We start from the raw sequence: 16,856 nt of genomic DNA, 5'->3' as shown, positions 1-16,856 counted from the left end.
GGTCATCCTCGATGATCATGGCATTTCGCTGTGCCGCCCAGGCCAGCAGCTCCCTGCGTTTTTTCTTATCCAGAGGCTGATGGTTGTATCCTGCAGACGCGCTGTTTACATACAGCAGATTGACATCACTTGCCAGTAGCTCCTGCATGCAGATACCATCTGCTTCCCTGCTTAATCTGCGTACAGGAAATGCATAATCATGAAAGACGGCTTCTGCCTGCGGAAAGCCACCCTCCTCCAACCCGATCACGACGGGTTTATCCAGCAAGCCGCACAATACATACAGCAGCGATTGAAAGCTGGAGCCGATGAGAAGCTGATCGCTTGTACACAATACACCCCGCACGGTATAGGCGTATTTCTGCAGTGCCATCCGCAGCCGCAGCTCTCCTCTTGCCTCTCCGTATGTCGCTATCTCATAATGACCGTCCAGGACCTCCTTGAGGTACTTCTTCCACAAAGTCAGATCAAATGAGCTGACATCCATTGTCTGCGACCGGAAGTCATAGCGGATTTTTTCATCCTGCAGCGCCGCTCCCTGCGCCAGCACCGCCTTACGCAGTTGAACATTCTCCGGCTCGACATCCACAAAAAAACCCTTCTGCGGAATTGACAGGATATAGCCCTCCTCCAGCAGCTTTTCATAGGCACGCTCAATGCTCGTCTTGGATACCTTCATCAAAGCCTCGCATTTCCGTATGCTAGGCAGCTGGTCACCTTTTACCAGATAGCCGGAAAGGATATCCGAGCGCAGTTTTTCATAAATTTGCAGATACAATGCCTTACCCGTGGTTCGTTCAAAATTTATCGTTTTTAATTTCATTATTATCACCATCCTCAGTATAGCATACTGTACCTTAAATTTATAATAAATCTGTATATTTTTAAATGAACAGAAAGCTGATAGAATAACGGCAGAAACGAAGGGAGTAGCACATATGAAAACAATGAAGGTAAACGATATCGTGACAGCCGCACTAGGTATAGCCCTTGTATTTCTGGCAACATGGCTGCTTAAGGTGCCAAACGGCATACAGGGATATTTCAATCTGGGTGACGGCTTTCTTCTGCTGTTCGCCTCTGTACTGAACCCCTTTCTTGCCTTTATGGTGGGCGGTGTCGGCAGTGCGCTGGCAGATATCACCGGCGGATATGGCATGTATGCCCTTTTCACCCTGCTCATTAAAGGGATGGAGGCTGTTCTTGTTTCCTGGCTTGTCTGCAGGGGACGATCCTCATTTCGCTATGTTGCCTATATACTGGGCGGTTTACTGATGGTTGGCGGATATTTTCTTGCGGATGCATATATCAATCAAAGCTGGCAGCTTTCACTGACCGGTATCCCGGGGAATCTGGTACAGGCCGCAGCAGGCTATGTCATTGCACTGGCAGCCTATCCTCTCCTGCAAAAAAGGATGCACAGGCATCCGGATATGCATCATAAAACCGTCTAATACAGACGGTTCTTTTTTCTATCTGCCAGGTGACAGGTAAGCGTATGCCGCTGTATGCTTAGCAGAGATACAAGCAGGGAGCAGCCCTCTGCCAGCACGATCGCCAGCCACACGCCTCTGCTTCCCAGCCAGCGTGGCAGAATGAGCAGAAACAGCAGATAAAAGCCAAAGGTTCTGGAAAATGAGATCAAGGCGGATAATCTGCCCTGTGACAATGCGGTAAACATTGCCGAAGAGAATATATTGAAGCCGCTAAACAGCAGGCTGAAGGTAAATATGGCAAAGCCCTGCAGGGCAATCCTATATACACTGGTATCCTTGTCGGTAAACAAAGTGACAAGAGGTCTTTGAAACAGAATGGTTGTGACAAAGATGGCAAGGGAGCTGATTACCACAATTCCGATGCATTTACGTAGAAGCTGCAATAAACGCGCAGTATCCTTTCTGCCATATTGATAGCTGATCAACGGGGCAGCGCCCATGGAAAATCCGATATACAAACTGGTGAGCAGAAACTGTGTATAAACGATAATCGTTCCTGCCGCAACACCATCCTCTTGATGCAGACGAAATAGAATCGTGTTCAAAAGCAGAGTTGTCAGTGCTGATGCTAGCTGACTCACCATCTCACTAGAGCCGTTAAGACAGCTTTCCTTCAGCATGGAAGCATCCCAAGCTGGCCGTGCGAAATGCAGCTCCCTTTCCTTTCTCTGCAGGAAAAAGAGCGTTCCATATATAGCCGGAACCATATAGCCGATCCCGGTTGCCAGGGCGCTGCCTTCGATTCCCATATGAAAGCCGGACATGAAGGCCAGATCCAAAGCAACATTGACTCCCCCGGCACACATTGCCAGCACCATTCCCAGCAGCGGACGTCCCGCCGCTACAAACATGCTTTGATACAATACCTGCAGCATGCAGAAGGGAGTAAAAAGAAGAAGCATGGACAGATATCCTCTTGCATATGGCAATATTCTACCCTTGGCATGAAGTAGCTGCAGCAGTTCATCCGTAAACAGCAGACCGCCAATAGCAAGCACACAGCCAAGACCGATCGTACAGACACAAAGCAAGGCCGCATTTTTGCGCACCTTTTCCAGCAGACCCGCCCCCATGTCGCGGCACAGCACAGCAACACCGCCGCTTGCCAGCATCGAGGATAAACCGATGATCAGATTGATCATGGGACAGACGATATTGATCGCGGAAAGCGCATCGGTATTCACCAGACGCGAAACAAACAGGGTATCGGTTATCGTGTAAATACCCATCGCAAGCATCATTATAATAGATGGAGCCACAAAGCGAAGCAGCTGCGGCAGCGTACGGGTCGTATCCAGTGTATTCTCACGCATCCTGTGTTCTCCTGTAATACAGCCTCTGCACTGGATAGCCTAGCTCCACCAGCTCTTCACCGCATACAAAGTCGGCTTCCAGCAAAAGCCTGCGATATCCGGCATCTGCTCGATCAGCAGCGCGGAAACAGGTAATTACCAGATCGGTATGCGGGGCACAGGTACATTGCATCCATTCGACCAGCTGTTTCACAGCATCCAGACAGCGCAGCTGCGGATGAATTGCCAGAACATCAATCTGCCCGCTTTTAAGCTGCAGCTGGATCGCCGCAAACGCCGTCTTTTCAAAGGAAGCCAGAAATGCTTCCTTCTGCTTCATACACTTCAGCAGCTGCTGTTCATATGCTGCTTCCTCAAGATAAGGAAAGAAATCCACAGCCTGACGCATCAGCTGCATCCATGTGTCCATATCCCTTGGTACTGCCTGTCGGATCTGTAGCTCCCGCATTGCAGATTCCGTCTGATTCAGCTCATGCAGCTGCAGAGGATGCTGTAGCGCATAATACTGCTGTTCCCTGCGAAACTGTGTACATGTCATCTTATATAGCTGCTTAAAGGCCTGAGAAAATGCCTGTGAGCTTTCATAACCGTAGGATATGGCAATTTCCAGTACAGATGCATCTGTTTCACACAGACATCGTGCTGCTTCACTTATTCTTCTTCGCTTCACATATTCATGCATCCGCATGCCGCACAGCTGTGTAAAGCTGCGATGCAGATAATAGGGGGAATATTGCATAAGTCGAGCTACTGCCTGCAGGAAAAGCGTTTCCTGCAGATGCTCCTCCAGATAGGAAAGCGTCCTTATGACAAGCTCCTGTTTTTCATTCATGTCGTTACCTCCTAGCTTTTCTGCAAAAGTATAGCAGGTTTCCTGCATTTCTGCGTTATCAATCTTGCCCTGCCGGCCTTCAGATATCTTTACATTGCATACCTCTGTATACCGCATCGAATAATACAAAAAAAGCTGTATAGCTTCCTAAGGTTCTTACAGGGTGAATCATCCGTAGAAGAAAGTTGAGCAAGCTGATGCCTCTTATCATTTTGCTTCTGAATGAATCCAAAGACGAGTAAGATTTTCACGGACGATACAGCTTTTCTTTTTCAGGAGCTCAAGCTCGACTGGTGCTGAGCATGGTTAGCTCTTTCTTAGCCGCATGCTTTTGAACTGGTATGCAGAAAACAGTCTGGCTCATGGTCATTCACAATACCGACTGCCTGCAGATAGGAATAGATAATAACGCTTCCGACAAACCGCATTCCACGCTTATACAGGTCTGCACTGATTTCATCGGAAAGCGCGGTGTGGGTTGGCAGCTCCTTTTGTTTTCTGTATATCACCTTACCCTCGGTGAAGCCCCAAAGATAAGCGGAAAAGCTGCCGTATTCCCGTTGTATCTGCTGGAAAATAACAGCATTTTTCACTGCGGCCCTGATTTTGAGACGGTTGCGGATAATGCCGGGATTCTGCATAAGCTCTTTCTGTTTTTCCTCGGTATAGCCTGCGACCTTTGCGACATCAAAGGCATCAAAGGCTTCCCGAAACGCCTCCCGCTTTTTCAGAATGGTGAGCCATGACAAACCAGCCTGAAACGATTCCAGAAGCAGCATTTCAAACAGCTTATGGTCATCATGTACCTCTCTTCCCCACTCCTCATCATGATAACGGACATAAATTTCAGGGACATTTTCTGCCCAGAAACAGCGTTTTTTCTCCATCTTCTCATCCTCATTTCTTTTGTTTTATTATACCAGAAGCAGCAGGCAGTTGACCAGCAATCGTTGACAGTTCCTCCTTGAAGCAGATGGGAAGCTGCAAAGCAGACACCGGATCACGCCCTTTCGGAAATCCAGACGCATACAGGGCCTCCTGCATACGGGCTCTTACTTCATTCAACTGCCTCCCAAGTGCCTTGCCATATGCACTCAGCTCGATTTCATGCGCCCTTTGCATAATCAGCCCCTTTGCTTTCAGGCTTTTAACCGCACGGCAGACACTGGCACGGGAATATCCAAGATAGACAGCGACATCAATCTGGCGTACGACCCCCTGCTCCTGTTCCAGTATATCGATGACCTGCAGATATTTCTGCTGCGAGACAGTGAGCATCATTTCACACCCCATGCAATCAAGCTGCGCTCATTCACTCTTTGAACATGTACATCATGCAGCTGCTTCTGTAACAGCATACGAATCTCCTTTTCACTGTACATATGCACATCCCCCTCCTTTTGAAAATGGAAAAACAGATTCATGAGCATCCGGGACACTGTCCCCTGTGTACAATCACCAATTACAAAATAGCCTCCGTATCGCAATACCCTCACCACTTCCTGCAATACCCTGCAGGGATCCGGATAATGATGAAAGGAATCATTGCAGTACACCAGATCAAAGCTCGCATCGGCAAAGGGCAGATTTGCCGCATCCCCCAACAGCAGAGTGGCTCGCTCCTTCATGACCTGTGTTCCGATATGCAGCATGCCTTCACTCAGATCGATTCCCGTAAACCGGCGTCCGCAATCCTCATCATACAGCTGCTTCATCAGTGCGCAGGTACCGCACCCAAGATCCAGTACATCCCGCACAGGAAGCTGTATCATCAGCTCCAGCATGAACGGATACAGTTCCCTTGCATGCTTACCATGAAAATCGCTATCATAGGTATCCGCCTGTTGATCAAATGCAATTCTTGATTGTTCAGTTTTATTCATAAAAGGCCTCCTTAATGAACAATGTTCATTCATATATTAAAAAGCAATCCCTGATCAAATGGTATCATCAGGGATACATTCCTGCTTCAGCAGCAAATCAATATACACCCGCAGCTGATGGAGCTGCTGTGTGTCCGGTGAGCTCACAGATGCATGGATACCAATCTGTCCATAGGTCAGAAAGCTGAGCAGCAATTCCTCATGCTGTATCTTCAGATGATTCTGTTTTGCATACCGTTGCAGTTCCTGCTGCAGATGAGGCTGCATGTACTTGCACAGCTTCACTGCCAGTTCTTCATGAAAGCCGATATTCTCCGGATGATGAAAGAAATCATGGTAGCGCATCTGCTGTTCCTCCTCTTCCAGCATGTGAAACAGCAGGTCTAGCTTTTCCGTCAAATCCCTTGTTTCATCATGGAGTATGATGAAATACGCCGCGCAAATATCCTCTACATACTGCTGCATCGCCTCCTGAAAAAGCTTCTGCTTGCTGTCATAATAACGATAGCACAGGCCCAGTGAAATATTAAGATGGCGGGCAATATCACGCATGGATGTCTGCTCGTATCCTTTTGTAGCGAACAGCTCCATTGCGCCATCCAGTATTTCCCGTTTTCTTTCTGCCGGGTCCTTCACAACCCTTGTCCGTATTCTTTGTCCCATAACATCACCTACAGGTATAGTATAACAGTTTCACGGCTGCAGTCAATGAACATCGTTCATTCTTCTTAAGCTTTCTGTTAGCACTGCTTACAGGGATCGGTGTATGGCTCCTGTTTCGGCAAAGCGATCTGTCTGATTCTACTATGCAAGGTATGGCAGCACAAGAAAAGCAGAGAACCTGTATTCTCTGCCCTGCTTGCTACATGATACCACCTTGTCTGAATAATTTGTACACTTGCCTTTCCTTGCCTTCGCGCGTATCCACTTCATACATTCTCCTGCAATATGATGAGATGAACACATGAACGCACAGCGGTATTCTATGATTCAACAGCATTCGTGTTTATCACATGGGCATACCAGGAAAAGGACTTCTTCCTTTTGCGTACAAAGCTGCCGCTGCCATCATCCTGTCGGTCAACATAGATGAAGCCATAGCGTTTTTTCATTTCTCCACTCGAGGCACTGACCTGATCGATCGGACTCCATGCAAGGTACCCTAGCAGTTCGATTCCATCCTCACATACCGCCTGCTGCATCGCTTTGATATGATCATGCAGATAAGCAATCCGCCCGTCATCACGAATGCTTCCGTCCTCTTCTATTTCATCCGCCATTCCCAAGCCGTTCTCAACAATGAACAGCGGCTTCTGATAGCGTTCGTATATATCATTCATCGTAATGCGTAATCCAAGTGGATCAATCGGCCAGCCCCAGTCACTGCATGTCAGATATGGATTTTTTACCGAAGCAAACAGATTTCCCTTATTCTGCTTCTTCGCCTCCCGCCGGGAAGATACACAGCGGCTGTTGTAATAGGAGAACGAAATGAAATCTACGGTATTCTTCAAAATATTCACATCATCCTCTTCCATATGCAGGTCGATTTGCTTCTCCTTCAGCAGCTGATGAAAATAGGAGGGATAGGCTCCCCGCACCTGTACATCACAGAACAGATAGCTTTTGCGATCCTCCATACGTGCCTGCCATACATCCTGCGGATGACAGCTGTAAGGATAGACACTGCCCGCAGCGAACATGCAGCCAATTTGATTCTTCGGATCAATATCATGTGCCAGCTTTGTTGCGAGTGCGCCTGCAATCAACTCATGATGTGCAGCCTGATACATGACCTGCTCCTTGTTCTCTCCTGCTTCAAAGCAGATGCCTGCACCGAGAAAGGGAGCATGCAGTATCATGTTGATTTCATTAAACGGCAGCCAGTAGCGGACACGTCCCTTAAAATGCAGAAACAGGGTTTTGCACAAACGCAGATAATGCTCAATCATAGCACGGCTTCTCCAGCCGCCCAGCGTTTGGATCAGATGCATTGGACAGTCAAAGTGCGCAATCGTTATCATTACTTCCATTCCATGCCGCTCACATTCTGTAAGTACATTGTCATAGAACTGCAGCCCTGCAGCGTTGGGCTCCATCTCATCTCCCTTTGGATAGATACGTGTCCAGGAAATGCTGATACGAAGCATTTTGAAGCCCATTTCCGCAAAGAGTGCGATGTCTTCCTTATAATGATGATAGAAATCCACTCCCTCATGAGATGGGTATACCTCATCAAGCAGGCAGCTCGTCCTTCTTTCTCTCCCTGTGATTATGGCACTGCGGTGATCACCGCGCGGACACACATCCACATTGGCCAGCCCTCTTCCCGCTGTCTGCCAGGCCCCCTCGCACTGATTTGCCGCGAGTGCGCCTCCCCATAAAAAGTTTTCAGGAAATTTCATATGCGCGAGCCTCCTAGGAATTCATGACATGCAGCAGCACATCATCCGGCATGACCTCTTTCTGCATGGTACTCAGTATTTCCAGATAGTCATTCGTATTTGTAATGATAACCGGTGTCTGCAGACAATAGCCCTTGTCCTTTAATTCAGCCAGATCAAAGCTTAACAGATGCTGTCCACGACTTACCCGCTCTCCCTGCTGAACATAAGCTGTAAAGCCCTCCCCGTTCAGCTGCACGGTATTCAATCCGATGTGAATCAGTACCTCCACACCGTCATCCGAGGTGATGCCAAGAGCATGCTTTGTAGGAAACAGCGTAGTCAGGACACCGTCAGCCGGTGCATAAACCTCACCCTCGGCAGGTACGATGGCACACCCCTTCCCAAGAATACCGGCAGAAAATGCTGCATCCTCTACCTGTGCGAGTTCCAGAACATCGCCCTTCAGGGGTGAGCAGATCGCAATGTCCTCCAGCAGGGCAGGCGTATCCTCAACGGATTTTTCATGTTCCTTTGTATCCAACATCGTTTTGTCCGATTGACCTGCTTCCTTTTCCCTATAGAACAGAAGCATTAAGATGACCGCGGCAATCATGGTTAAAAGAACACCGGATACCGCTACCAGCAGGTTTCCCCAGGAGCCGTCAGGTTCCATCATGGCAGGAAATTCAAAGATTCCCATACCTCCCATGCTGAATTTACGGAAATTACAGAAGCCATAAAATGCCCCGCCGATTCCCCCGGCGATACAGCTGATGATGAATGGTTTTTTCAAAGGCAGCAGAATTCCATAAATACCGGGCTCCGTCACACCGAAGATACCGGAAATGAAATTCGGCAGACAAAGCTCCTTCATTTTACGGTCTCTGGTTTTCAACATGATGACCAGAATCACCGCTGAGGTCGCAAAGGTACAGGCGAAGAACGGCATCATGACATTATCATAGCCGTTTGTCACAATGTTATTGATATAGACAGGAATAAAGCCCCAGTGAAGTCCGAAAATCACCAGAATCTGCCATGTCAGACCAACCAGACCGCCCGCCAGCATCGGGGATACATTCCGGATGCTGATGATGGTTTCCGCGATTATTTTCGAGCCGAAGGTTGCGACAGGTCCAATGAGCAGGAAGCCAATGGGAAGTGCCACAAGCAGCGTCAGCATCGGCACAAAGAAGAATTTCACCAGATCCGGTACGAATTTTGAAAACAGCTTCTCGCATTTGCTGGCAAAATATACAATAAAGATCACAGGAATTACGGTGCTGGTGTAGTCCATGGATATCACGGGAATACCGAAGAAGTCAATGTATACCGGCGATGCAAACATCGTTCCCTCAAACATGGTATACAGGGGTTTTAGACTGCCGGACAGCGCACTGCTTTGAATGCCCGGATAACACATGATTCCGCCGATGACCAGTCCCACCATCGGCTTCAAACCAAACTTCCTGGCAGAGGTATATCCCAGAAAGAGGGGAAGGAAGGTAAACAATGCATCACCGATCGCATTGATGATCATATAGCCGCCGCTGGTTTCCGCGTACAGACCCAGTGTCATAAACAGCATGTTCAATCCCTTGATCATACCACACGCAGCCATGATACCTAAAATCGGCTGGAAAATACCGGATATGATATCCACAAAGCGATCCAGCAGCTTCTCTTTCTCAGCATCCTGCACCGTCTGCGGCTGCTCTGCATGTAATAACGGCGCGAGTTGCTCATATACATCCTGTACCTGATTGCCGATAACCACCTGATACTGTCCGGCACTCTTCATAACCGTAACAACACCCTCCAGGTTTTTCAGCGCCTCATCCTGTGCTATGGATTCCTCCTTTAATTTGAAGCGAAGCCGTGTAATGCAGTGTGTCAGCGAATTTACATTATCCTTTCCACCTACATAGTTCAGTATTTCTTTTGCTAAAGTTTCATAAACAGTCATGTTTTCGTCCTCCATTTCTGATGCTTATGCATACGTGAAACAAAGGTCAAGCCAACTAAATGTAACTATCCTTTATCCTGTTTTTTAAAGCTCTTAACGTCCTGTTAAACGGCCTCACCGCCCTTCACAGATACCTGGTGTATCCTTGATACGTGAATACTGAGATACAGAATCTCCTCTTCACTCAGCGTATAGCCATAGCGCTGCTTTAAGAAGGCAGCGATATCCAACACACATTCCACATCCTGCGGATATTTTTCCCTGATCAGCTCCAGCAGTCCGTCCATTTCCTTTGTTGGAATCTGCTTTTCCGAGAAAATCCGTTCCGCAAAAAATTTCAAATGTGTGATGAACCGATAATAATATACAGAATCCGGGTCCAGCGTAATCGCGAAGCGCATGCGGACGATCGTTTCAATCTGTTGCATCAGGGTTGTGATTTCCCTGACGGATTTTGTTTCCAGATGCAGTTGTCCGTTGACGATATGCAATGCAATAAAGCCTGCTTCATCCTCACTCAGCTCCACACCGAAGCGCTCCCGGATAAGTGCTATCGCATACCGTCCAACCTTATACTCATCCCGATAAAATTTCTGAATATCCCAAAGCAGTACATTCTTCACTTCAATCCCCTGTTTTTTCCGCTCCACCGCCATATACATATGATCACAAAGCGCCACAATTACGTTTTCACTCACAGTTTCATCAATGTGAATTCTGGCATAGTTCATGATTTCCTCCGCCAGCTCCAAATGCTCCATGGGAATCGTTTCCAGCAGCTCCTGCAGGCGGCGGTTCATTACCTGATCCGCTAATGCAAACACCTTTTCAACACGGCTTTCCTCTACGGTGCCCTGTTCCTTCATCTGAAAGCCAAGGCCTTTCCCGCATAATATTTTCTCCTGTCCGTTTTCATCCAGAGCAATGACCACGTTGTTATTCAGCCGTTTCTTGAAAATCATACTTCTCGCCTCCTCATAAGAAAAGACCTGCATATCAAAAAACACGAAATCCGTGATCTATTGATTAGCAGGTCGAGCTTGTTTTCACAATAACTATCCTTACTTTACCCAAAGTATAGCAGATGGATATCGTGTTTGTCAACGGTTACATTTGAAAAATGTTGAAGCCTGCATGGCCACATGCAGCCATATTCGTATGCAGGAGTACTTTCATAAAAATTCGGATACAGAAATTGGAATACGTATAGTAAAAAGCCACAATACCTTCATAGGTTACGATCCATGAGCATATGAGTATTCTGATTTACCTGAAATGATCTATACTATGTGCATGAGAAAAGAGGACATTCACATGAATACACTGGATATATTTTTAAGCCGTATCAACGGAACCTATTCGAATAAAGCTCAGCATACCGAAAATCCCCTGCTGCCACAGGCTGTCCATATCACCACACCGGTGAATGAACGTATCAAAAATCTGCCCGAGAATTTTGAAGATGTCTTTGTTATCGATGAAACCTATTACCATTATGATGATCATGTCACCCAGCTGCATCACCTTTACCGTTATCATGCACAAACAGACGGCAGCATTCAACTGGTGTCCTATGAAATCCCCTGCGAATACGCAAAGCATACATTCGACAGTCAGCATGTACAGCAGCTGCTGTATGATGAGCTTGTTGTAAAACAGGCCTTCACCCCCATCATTTATTCCTTTGAACATGATGTCTTTGCAAGTGAGGGTACCAGTGAAATCGCTCCTGGCATAACACTGCATGTCGTTATGAAGCTGTATCGTGACCATTATACCGTCATAGAAGCATGCTCTGCAAATGGAAGACTTGTTTCCGGCTTCGAGGAGCCTGTGCGCTATGAGCGACTGATGAGCAAAAGCCGGAATGACATGCGGTTACAGAGCTTATTCTGATACTGTGCTGAAGCAAAGCTTTCATTGAGGCTTATATAGGCGTTTAGCGTATATTGGAGAATGACTATTTCTTTTTGACTGACATACAAGATGCAAAAAAGATACGATTGGATAAGGTATCAGAGCTGCCTCATTTCCTCGTATCTTTTTATATTTTACTATTCAGGCATGTCTTATTTCAGCACAGCGCCTTCATCCGCACTGGCGACAAGACGGGAATACCGGTACAGCCATCCCTCTTTGATTTTCGGCTCCGGCTTTTCCCATGCCTGCAGGCGCTGCTCGATTTCTGCTGCGTCCACATTCAGGCTGATATTGCCGTTGGGAATATCAATTGTAATGGAATCCCCTTCCTGTATAATGGCAATCGGTCCCTGTGCCGCAGCTTCCGGAGAAACATGCCCGATGGCAGCACCGCGGGTTGCCCCGGAGAAGCGTCCGTCTGTGATCAGTGCCACATCCTTATCCAGCTGCATACCGGCAAGTGCACTTGTCGGATTCAGCATTTCCCGCATACCAGGACCACCCTTCGGTCCTTCGTAGCGGATGACTACAACATCCCCCTTTACAATACTGCCGGCATAGATTGCCTCGATCGCAGCCTCCTCGCTGTCAAACACACGGGCAGGTCCGGTATGAGTCATCATTTTCGGATCCACAGCAGAGCGCTTTACAACACAGCCCTTCGGTGCGATGTTTCCAAACAATACGGCAATACCGCCGGTGGCAGAATTCGGATGCTCGATATCCTTGATGATATTCGTATCCATATTCACGGCAGTCGCGATATTCTCTGCGACTGTCTTTCCGGTAACGGTCATCAGGCCGGTATCAATCAGCTGCTTTCTTGACAGCTCCTTCATGACAGCCTGCACTCCGCCTGCATTATACAGATCCACAATGTGATCCGGTCCGGCAGGAGCCAGCTTGCACAGATTCGGCGTTTTCTGTGAAACCTCATTGATCATATCCAGATCAAGCTCCACCTTGGCTTCCTTGGCAATCGCCAAAAGATGCAGTACCGTATTGGAGGAACAGCCCAGTGCCATATCACAGGCCAGTCCGTTACGTAATGATTTCTCGTTTACGATATCCCTTGGACGGATATCCTTTTCCACCATATCCATAACCGCCATTCCGGCCTTCTTCGCCAGCTGGATTCGTGCGGAATACACTGCAGGAATCGTACCGTTGCCGGGTAATGCAATCCCCAGCACCTCACACAGACAGTTCATGGAATTGGCAGTAAACATACCGGAGCAGGAGCCGCAGCCCGGACAGGCATTCTGTTCGATATGCGTCAGCTCCGCCTGATCGATCAGACCTGCTTTCTTTGCACCGACCGCCTCAAACATGGTGGAAAGACTCATCGCCTTTCCTCTGTCATTTCCCGGCAGCATGGCACCGCCGCTCATGACAACACTCGGCACATTGACACGCAAGGCTCCCATCAGCATTCCCGGAACGATTTTATCACAGTTTGGCACCAGCACAAGACCGTCAAAGCCATGTGCCTTTGCCATTGTTTCCACACTGTCCGCAATCAGCTCACGGGATGCAAGAGAATATTTCATACCGATATGTCCCATGGCGATACCATCGCACACACCGATGGAAGGCACCATAATCGGGGTACCGCCGGCCATGCGGATTCCCGCCTTGACCGCTTCTGTGATTTTATCCAGATGCAGATGCCCCGGAACAATCTCGGAATAGGCGCTGACCACACCGATCAGCGGCCGATTCAATTCTTCTTCTGTCAGTCCCAGTGCATAGAACAGCGAACGCTGCGGTGCACAGGCATCTCCTCGAACGACAGAATCACTTGGTCTACCCATATTGAATGCCTCCTTATTTTTTCAGCCAGCTCATCATTTTACGCAGCTTCTCGCCAACCTTTTCCGATGGGTGTGCTGCATGAACGCGGCGCATTGCCAGGAAGTGGGAGCGTCCTGCGGCCTTGTTTTCCGTAATCCAGTTTCCGGCAAAGGTTCCATCCTGAATCTCTGTTAAAACCTTCTTCATCTCCTTGCGCGTTTCTTCTGTAATCAGACGTTTTCCAGTCACATAGTCACCGTATTCTGCTGTATCGGAGATGGAATAGCGCATCATTGCGAAGCCACCGCTGTTGATCAGATCGACAATCAGCTTCATTTCATGGATACATTCGAAATATGCCATTTCCGGCTCATAGCCAGCTTCTACCAGTGTATCAAAGCCAGCCTGCATCAGCTCGCAGACACCGCCGCATAAGACAGCCTGCTCACCGAACAGATCGGTTTCCGTTTCTTCCTTAAAGGTTGTTTCAATGATTCCGGCACGTCCGGCACCGATACCTCCGGCATATGCCAGTGCATAGTCATGTGCTTTACCGCTTGCATCCTGATGTACGGCGATCAGTGATGGAACACCTCTGCCCTCCTGATACTGACTGCGTACGGTATGTCCGGGACCCTTTGGTGCACACATTGTAACATCGACACCAGCGGGTGCCACGATTTGATTAAAATGAATGGAGAAGCCATGTGCAAACATCAGCATATTTCCTTCTTCCAAATTTGGTTCAATGTCTTTTTTATAGATATCCGGCTGATCCTGATCCGGTGTCAGAATCATGATAACATCACCTGCTTTTGCAGCCTCTGCCGTATCCAATACCGTTAATCCTGCTTCCTCTGCCTTTGCACGGCTCTTGGAGCCCGGACGAAGACCGACTACCACATTCACTCCGCTGTCCTTCAGGTTCAGTGCATGTGCATGTCCCTGACTTCCATACCCGATGATTGCCACGGTCTTTCCTTTCAGAAGATCCATATTGCAATCTGCATCATAATAAACTTTTACCATTTTCGTTTTCCTCCTTGTTTTTGGTAATTCCAGTTCTATCAAAACGTAAGTGCTTACGTTTAATAAACAGTTTCCGTACTCAGCTGCAGCGCAGCTCCGCCAGTGCGGCTGATTTCCTTAATGTGATACTCGCGCAGCTCCTCCAGAAAATAATTTACAGAAGCCGGTGTATCCGTCAGCTCCACGATACAGCAGCCATCCTCGATAATCTGCGTCCGTCCGTTAAAGTCCTCCACACATTTTTCAAATGCTTCCATCTGATTGACGCGCGGGGCCACCTTAACGAGCATGACCTCCCGGATAAACAGCTGTTCGTCCGATATTTCCTGGACGATTTTCACATCCTCCAGCTTATCCAGCTGCAGCTTGATCTGATTGACACTCGCTGCATCCCCGCTCGTCGTAATCGTGATACGGGAATAATTTTCATTTTCCGTTTCTCCTACAGCCAGAGAATCTATGTTGAATCCTCTTTGGGAAAACAGATTCGTCACTCTTGTCAGTACCCCGAAGTGATTGGATACCAGAATGGATAATACCGCTCGATTCATGCTCTCATCTCCCTAGTTGCCATATAGAATAATATCCTTACCGCTTTTTCCCGGAGGTATGATCGGATAGACACAGTCATCCTTGTCAATCCAGCAGTCCACAATGCAGGGAACCCTGCTGGACAGCGCCTCCTTCATGACACCTTTAATATCATGCCTCGTTTGGATACGCAATCCCTTTCCGCCAAACGCCTCTGCCAGCTTCACAAAATCCGTCTGCCGGTCAATCGTCGTATGAGAATAGCGGTGATCATAGAACAGAGTCTGCCACTGCCGCACCATACCTAAAACATGATTGTTGAAGACAAGCACGACGATGGGAATATTGGCACTGACAGCCGCTGCCATCTCATTCATATTCATATGGAAGCTTCCATCCCCCGTAACCAGAATAACCGGACGGTGCGGATTGGCAACCTTGGCACCGATTGCCGCTCCCATACCATAGCCCATCGTCCCCAGACCGCAGGAGCTGATCCAGCTGCGCGGACGGGAAAACTGATAATACTGTGCCATGATCATCTGATGCTGTCCGACATCGGTAACGATAATCGCATCCTCTCCGACGATTTCATGCAGGGTCAGGGCAAGATCTCTGGGATCGACATTTTCTCCCGGCTTCGGCTTTGGCAGCCCCAGCTTGGTTTTAAAATCCTTAAGTGTTCCCGTCCAGTCATCATGCTTGGTTTCCGGCATGCGCTGTATCATTTTCTTCAGAATATAGCGGGCATCTCCGACGATGGAAATGTCACTGGCCACATTCTTGGAAATTTCAGAGGCATCGATATCGAAATGGATGATTTTCGCCTCTCTGCCGAATTCTTCCCGGTTTCCCGCAACACGATCGGAAAATCTGGAGCCGATCGCGATAATCAGATCGGTATTCAGGGTTGCGTAATTGGAGACCGGTGTCCCATGCATCCCCAGCATACCCATATATAAATCATAGTCATACGGCACACTGCCAAGTCCCATCATGGAACAGCAGATAGGAATATCCATATGCCTGGAAAAATTCATTAGCTCTCTGGTCGCATTGGAGGAAATAATCCCTCCTCCGGCATAGATCATCGGACGCTCGGCCCTGCGGATGACCTCCAGCGCCTGTTCAAATACGACATCGTCCACCTTTGGAAGCTTGCGGATGCGATAGCGCGGCAGCTTGACATATTCGCTGTGCGCTGCGGTAACATCCTTCGGTATATCGATCAGAACAGGACCCTTTCGTCCGGAATTGGCGATGACAAACGCCTTGCGTACCACTGCCGCCAGGTCCTCGACATTCTGCACGATAAAGTTATGCTTGGTGATCGGCATAGTGATCCCCGTGATATTTACCTCCTGAAAGGAATCACGTCCCAGCAGATCATTGGGAACATTGCCGGTAATGGCCACCATGGGAATGGAGTCCATATAGGCTGTCGCAATACCGGTAACCAGATTGGTAGCGCCCGGTCCGCTGGTTGCCAGACAGACCCCGCATTTGCCGGTGCTTCTCGCATAGCCGTCTGCCGCATGGGCTGCCCCCTGCTCATGTGAGGTGATAATGTGACGGATATCCTCACTTCGTTCATATAACGCATCATAGATATTCAGCACCGATCCTCCGGGATATCCGAAGATGGTATCCACACCCTGGTCGATCAATGCCTGTATCAGTATCTGCGAACCATTCATTTTCATAA

General features: G+C 48.2%; 15 protein-coding genes and 1 pseudogene. 2 read left to right on the top strand and 14 right to left on the bottom strand.

What is annotated here, in order from left to right:
• Positions 1-598: 598 nt before the first annotated feature.
• A pseudogene (locus tag ACESPQ_RS13525) lies at positions 599-823 on the bottom strand (GntR family transcriptional regulator); the annotation flags it as partial.
• Positions 824-938: 115 nt separating this feature from the next.
• Here ACESPQ_RS13525 and ACESPQ_RS13520 point away from each other — a divergent pair.
• Entirely contained in the window at positions 939-1,454 is a 516-nt protein-coding gene (locus tag ACESPQ_RS13520) for an ECF transporter S component (RefSeq protein ID WP_002608722.1), read from the top strand.
• On the opposite strand, the gene ACESPQ_RS13515 is transcribed toward ACESPQ_RS13520, so the two are convergent.
• From ACESPQ_RS13515 to licT, 9 genes are all read right to left on the bottom strand, one after another.
• A complete protein-coding gene (locus ACESPQ_RS13515; protein WP_373144486.1) occupies positions 1,451-2,809 on the bottom strand; it encodes an MATE family efflux transporter in 1,359 nt (452 codons plus the stop codon). The two genes, ACESPQ_RS13520 and ACESPQ_RS13515, sit on opposite strands and share 4 nt — an antisense overlap.
• Positions 2,802-3,641, bottom strand: coding sequence for a helix-turn-helix transcriptional regulator (locus ACESPQ_RS13510; RefSeq protein ID WP_373144485.1), 840 nt, complete (start codon positions 3,639-3,641; stop codon positions 2,802-2,804). Before ACESPQ_RS13510 ends, ACESPQ_RS13515 begins: the two co-directional genes overlap by 8 nt.
• Positions 3,642-3,958: 317 nt before the next feature.
• Positions 3,959-4,528, bottom strand: a complete 570-nt coding sequence (locus ACESPQ_RS13505; protein WP_373144484.1) for a DNA-3-methyladenine glycosylase I — start codon at positions 4,526-4,528, stop codon at positions 3,959-3,961.
• A gap of 10 nt (positions 4,529-4,538) precedes the next feature.
• Complete coding sequence (locus ACESPQ_RS13500) at positions 4,539-4,922, bottom strand: metal-dependent transcriptional regulator (RefSeq protein ID WP_373144483.1); 384 nt, start codon at positions 4,920-4,922, stop codon at positions 4,539-4,541.
• Positions 4,919-5,524 (bottom strand): class I SAM-dependent methyltransferase, encoded by a 606-nt coding sequence (locus tag ACESPQ_RS13495; RefSeq protein ID WP_008819359.1) that lies wholly within the window; start codon positions 5,522-5,524, stop codon positions 4,919-4,921. Before ACESPQ_RS13495 ends, ACESPQ_RS13500 begins: the two co-directional genes overlap by 4 nt.
• Before the next feature lie 54 nt (positions 5,525-5,578).
• The gene (locus tag ACESPQ_RS13490; protein ID WP_257333356.1) at positions 5,579-6,187 is read right to left on the bottom strand and encodes a TetR/AcrR family transcriptional regulator; all 609 of its coding nucleotides are present in this window, start codon (positions 6,185-6,187) and stop codon (positions 5,579-5,581) included.
• Between the two features lie 320 nt (positions 6,188-6,507).
• Positions 6,508-7,929 (bottom strand): 6-phospho-beta-glucosidase, encoded by a 1,422-nt coding sequence (locus ACESPQ_RS13485; RefSeq protein WP_257379124.1) that lies wholly within the window; start codon positions 7,927-7,929, stop codon positions 6,508-6,510.
• Between the two features lie 13 nt (positions 7,930-7,942).
• Positions 7,943-9,877, bottom strand: a complete 1,935-nt coding sequence (locus ACESPQ_RS13480) for a beta-glucoside-specific PTS transporter subunit IIABC (RefSeq protein ID WP_002608714.1) — start codon at positions 9,875-9,877, stop codon at positions 7,943-7,945.
• A 104-nt stretch (positions 9,878-9,981) separates the two neighbouring features.
• On the bottom strand, positions 9,982-10,839 hold the full coding sequence (licT, locus tag ACESPQ_RS13475) for a BglG family transcription antiterminator LicT (RefSeq protein ID WP_002608713.1): 858 nt from the start codon (positions 10,837-10,839) through the stop codon (positions 9,982-9,984).
• 352 nt (positions 10,840-11,191) lie between these two features.
• Between licT and ACESPQ_RS13470 the strand changes: the two genes are divergently transcribed.
• A complete protein-coding gene (locus tag ACESPQ_RS13470; protein WP_373144482.1) occupies positions 11,192-11,773 on the top strand; it encodes a hypothetical protein in 582 nt (193 codons plus the stop codon).
• 173 nt (positions 11,774-11,946) lie between these two features.
• On the opposite strand, the gene ilvD is transcribed toward ACESPQ_RS13470, so the two are convergent.
• The 4 genes from ilvD to ilvB are packed head-to-tail and all read right to left on the bottom strand — an operon-like array spanning position 11,947 to position 16,854.
• Complete coding sequence (ilvD, locus tag ACESPQ_RS13465; protein ID WP_002608710.1) at positions 11,947-13,611, bottom strand: dihydroxy-acid dehydratase; 1,665 nt, start codon at positions 13,609-13,611, stop codon at positions 11,947-11,949.
• 13 nt (positions 13,612-13,624) lie between these two features.
• Positions 13,625-14,620, bottom strand: a complete 996-nt coding sequence (ilvC, locus tag ACESPQ_RS13460) for a ketol-acid reductoisomerase (RefSeq protein WP_002608709.1) — start codon at positions 14,618-14,620, stop codon at positions 13,625-13,627.
• A gap of 59 nt (positions 14,621-14,679) precedes the next feature.
• A complete protein-coding gene (gene ilvN / locus ACESPQ_RS13455) occupies positions 14,680-15,171 on the bottom strand; it encodes an acetolactate synthase small subunit (protein WP_373144481.1) in 492 nt (163 codons plus the stop codon).
• A 12-nt stretch (positions 15,172-15,183) separates the two neighbouring features.
• The gene (gene ilvB, locus ACESPQ_RS13450; RefSeq protein ID WP_002608707.1) at positions 15,184-16,854 is read right to left on the bottom strand and encodes a biosynthetic-type acetolactate synthase large subunit; all 1,671 of its coding nucleotides are present in this window, start codon (positions 16,852-16,854) and stop codon (positions 15,184-15,186) included.
• Between the last annotated feature and the right edge of the window lie 2 nt (positions 16,855-16,856).

It is taken from the genome of Clostridium sp. HGF2, assembly GCF_964240115.1.
Classification (GTDB): Bacteria; Bacillota_I; Bacilli_A; order Erysipelotrichales; family Erysipelotrichaceae; genus Clostridium_AQ; species Clostridium_AQ innocuum.
Note: the sequence above shows the minus strand (reverse complement) of the source record. Positions and strands in the feature narration are given on the sequence as shown.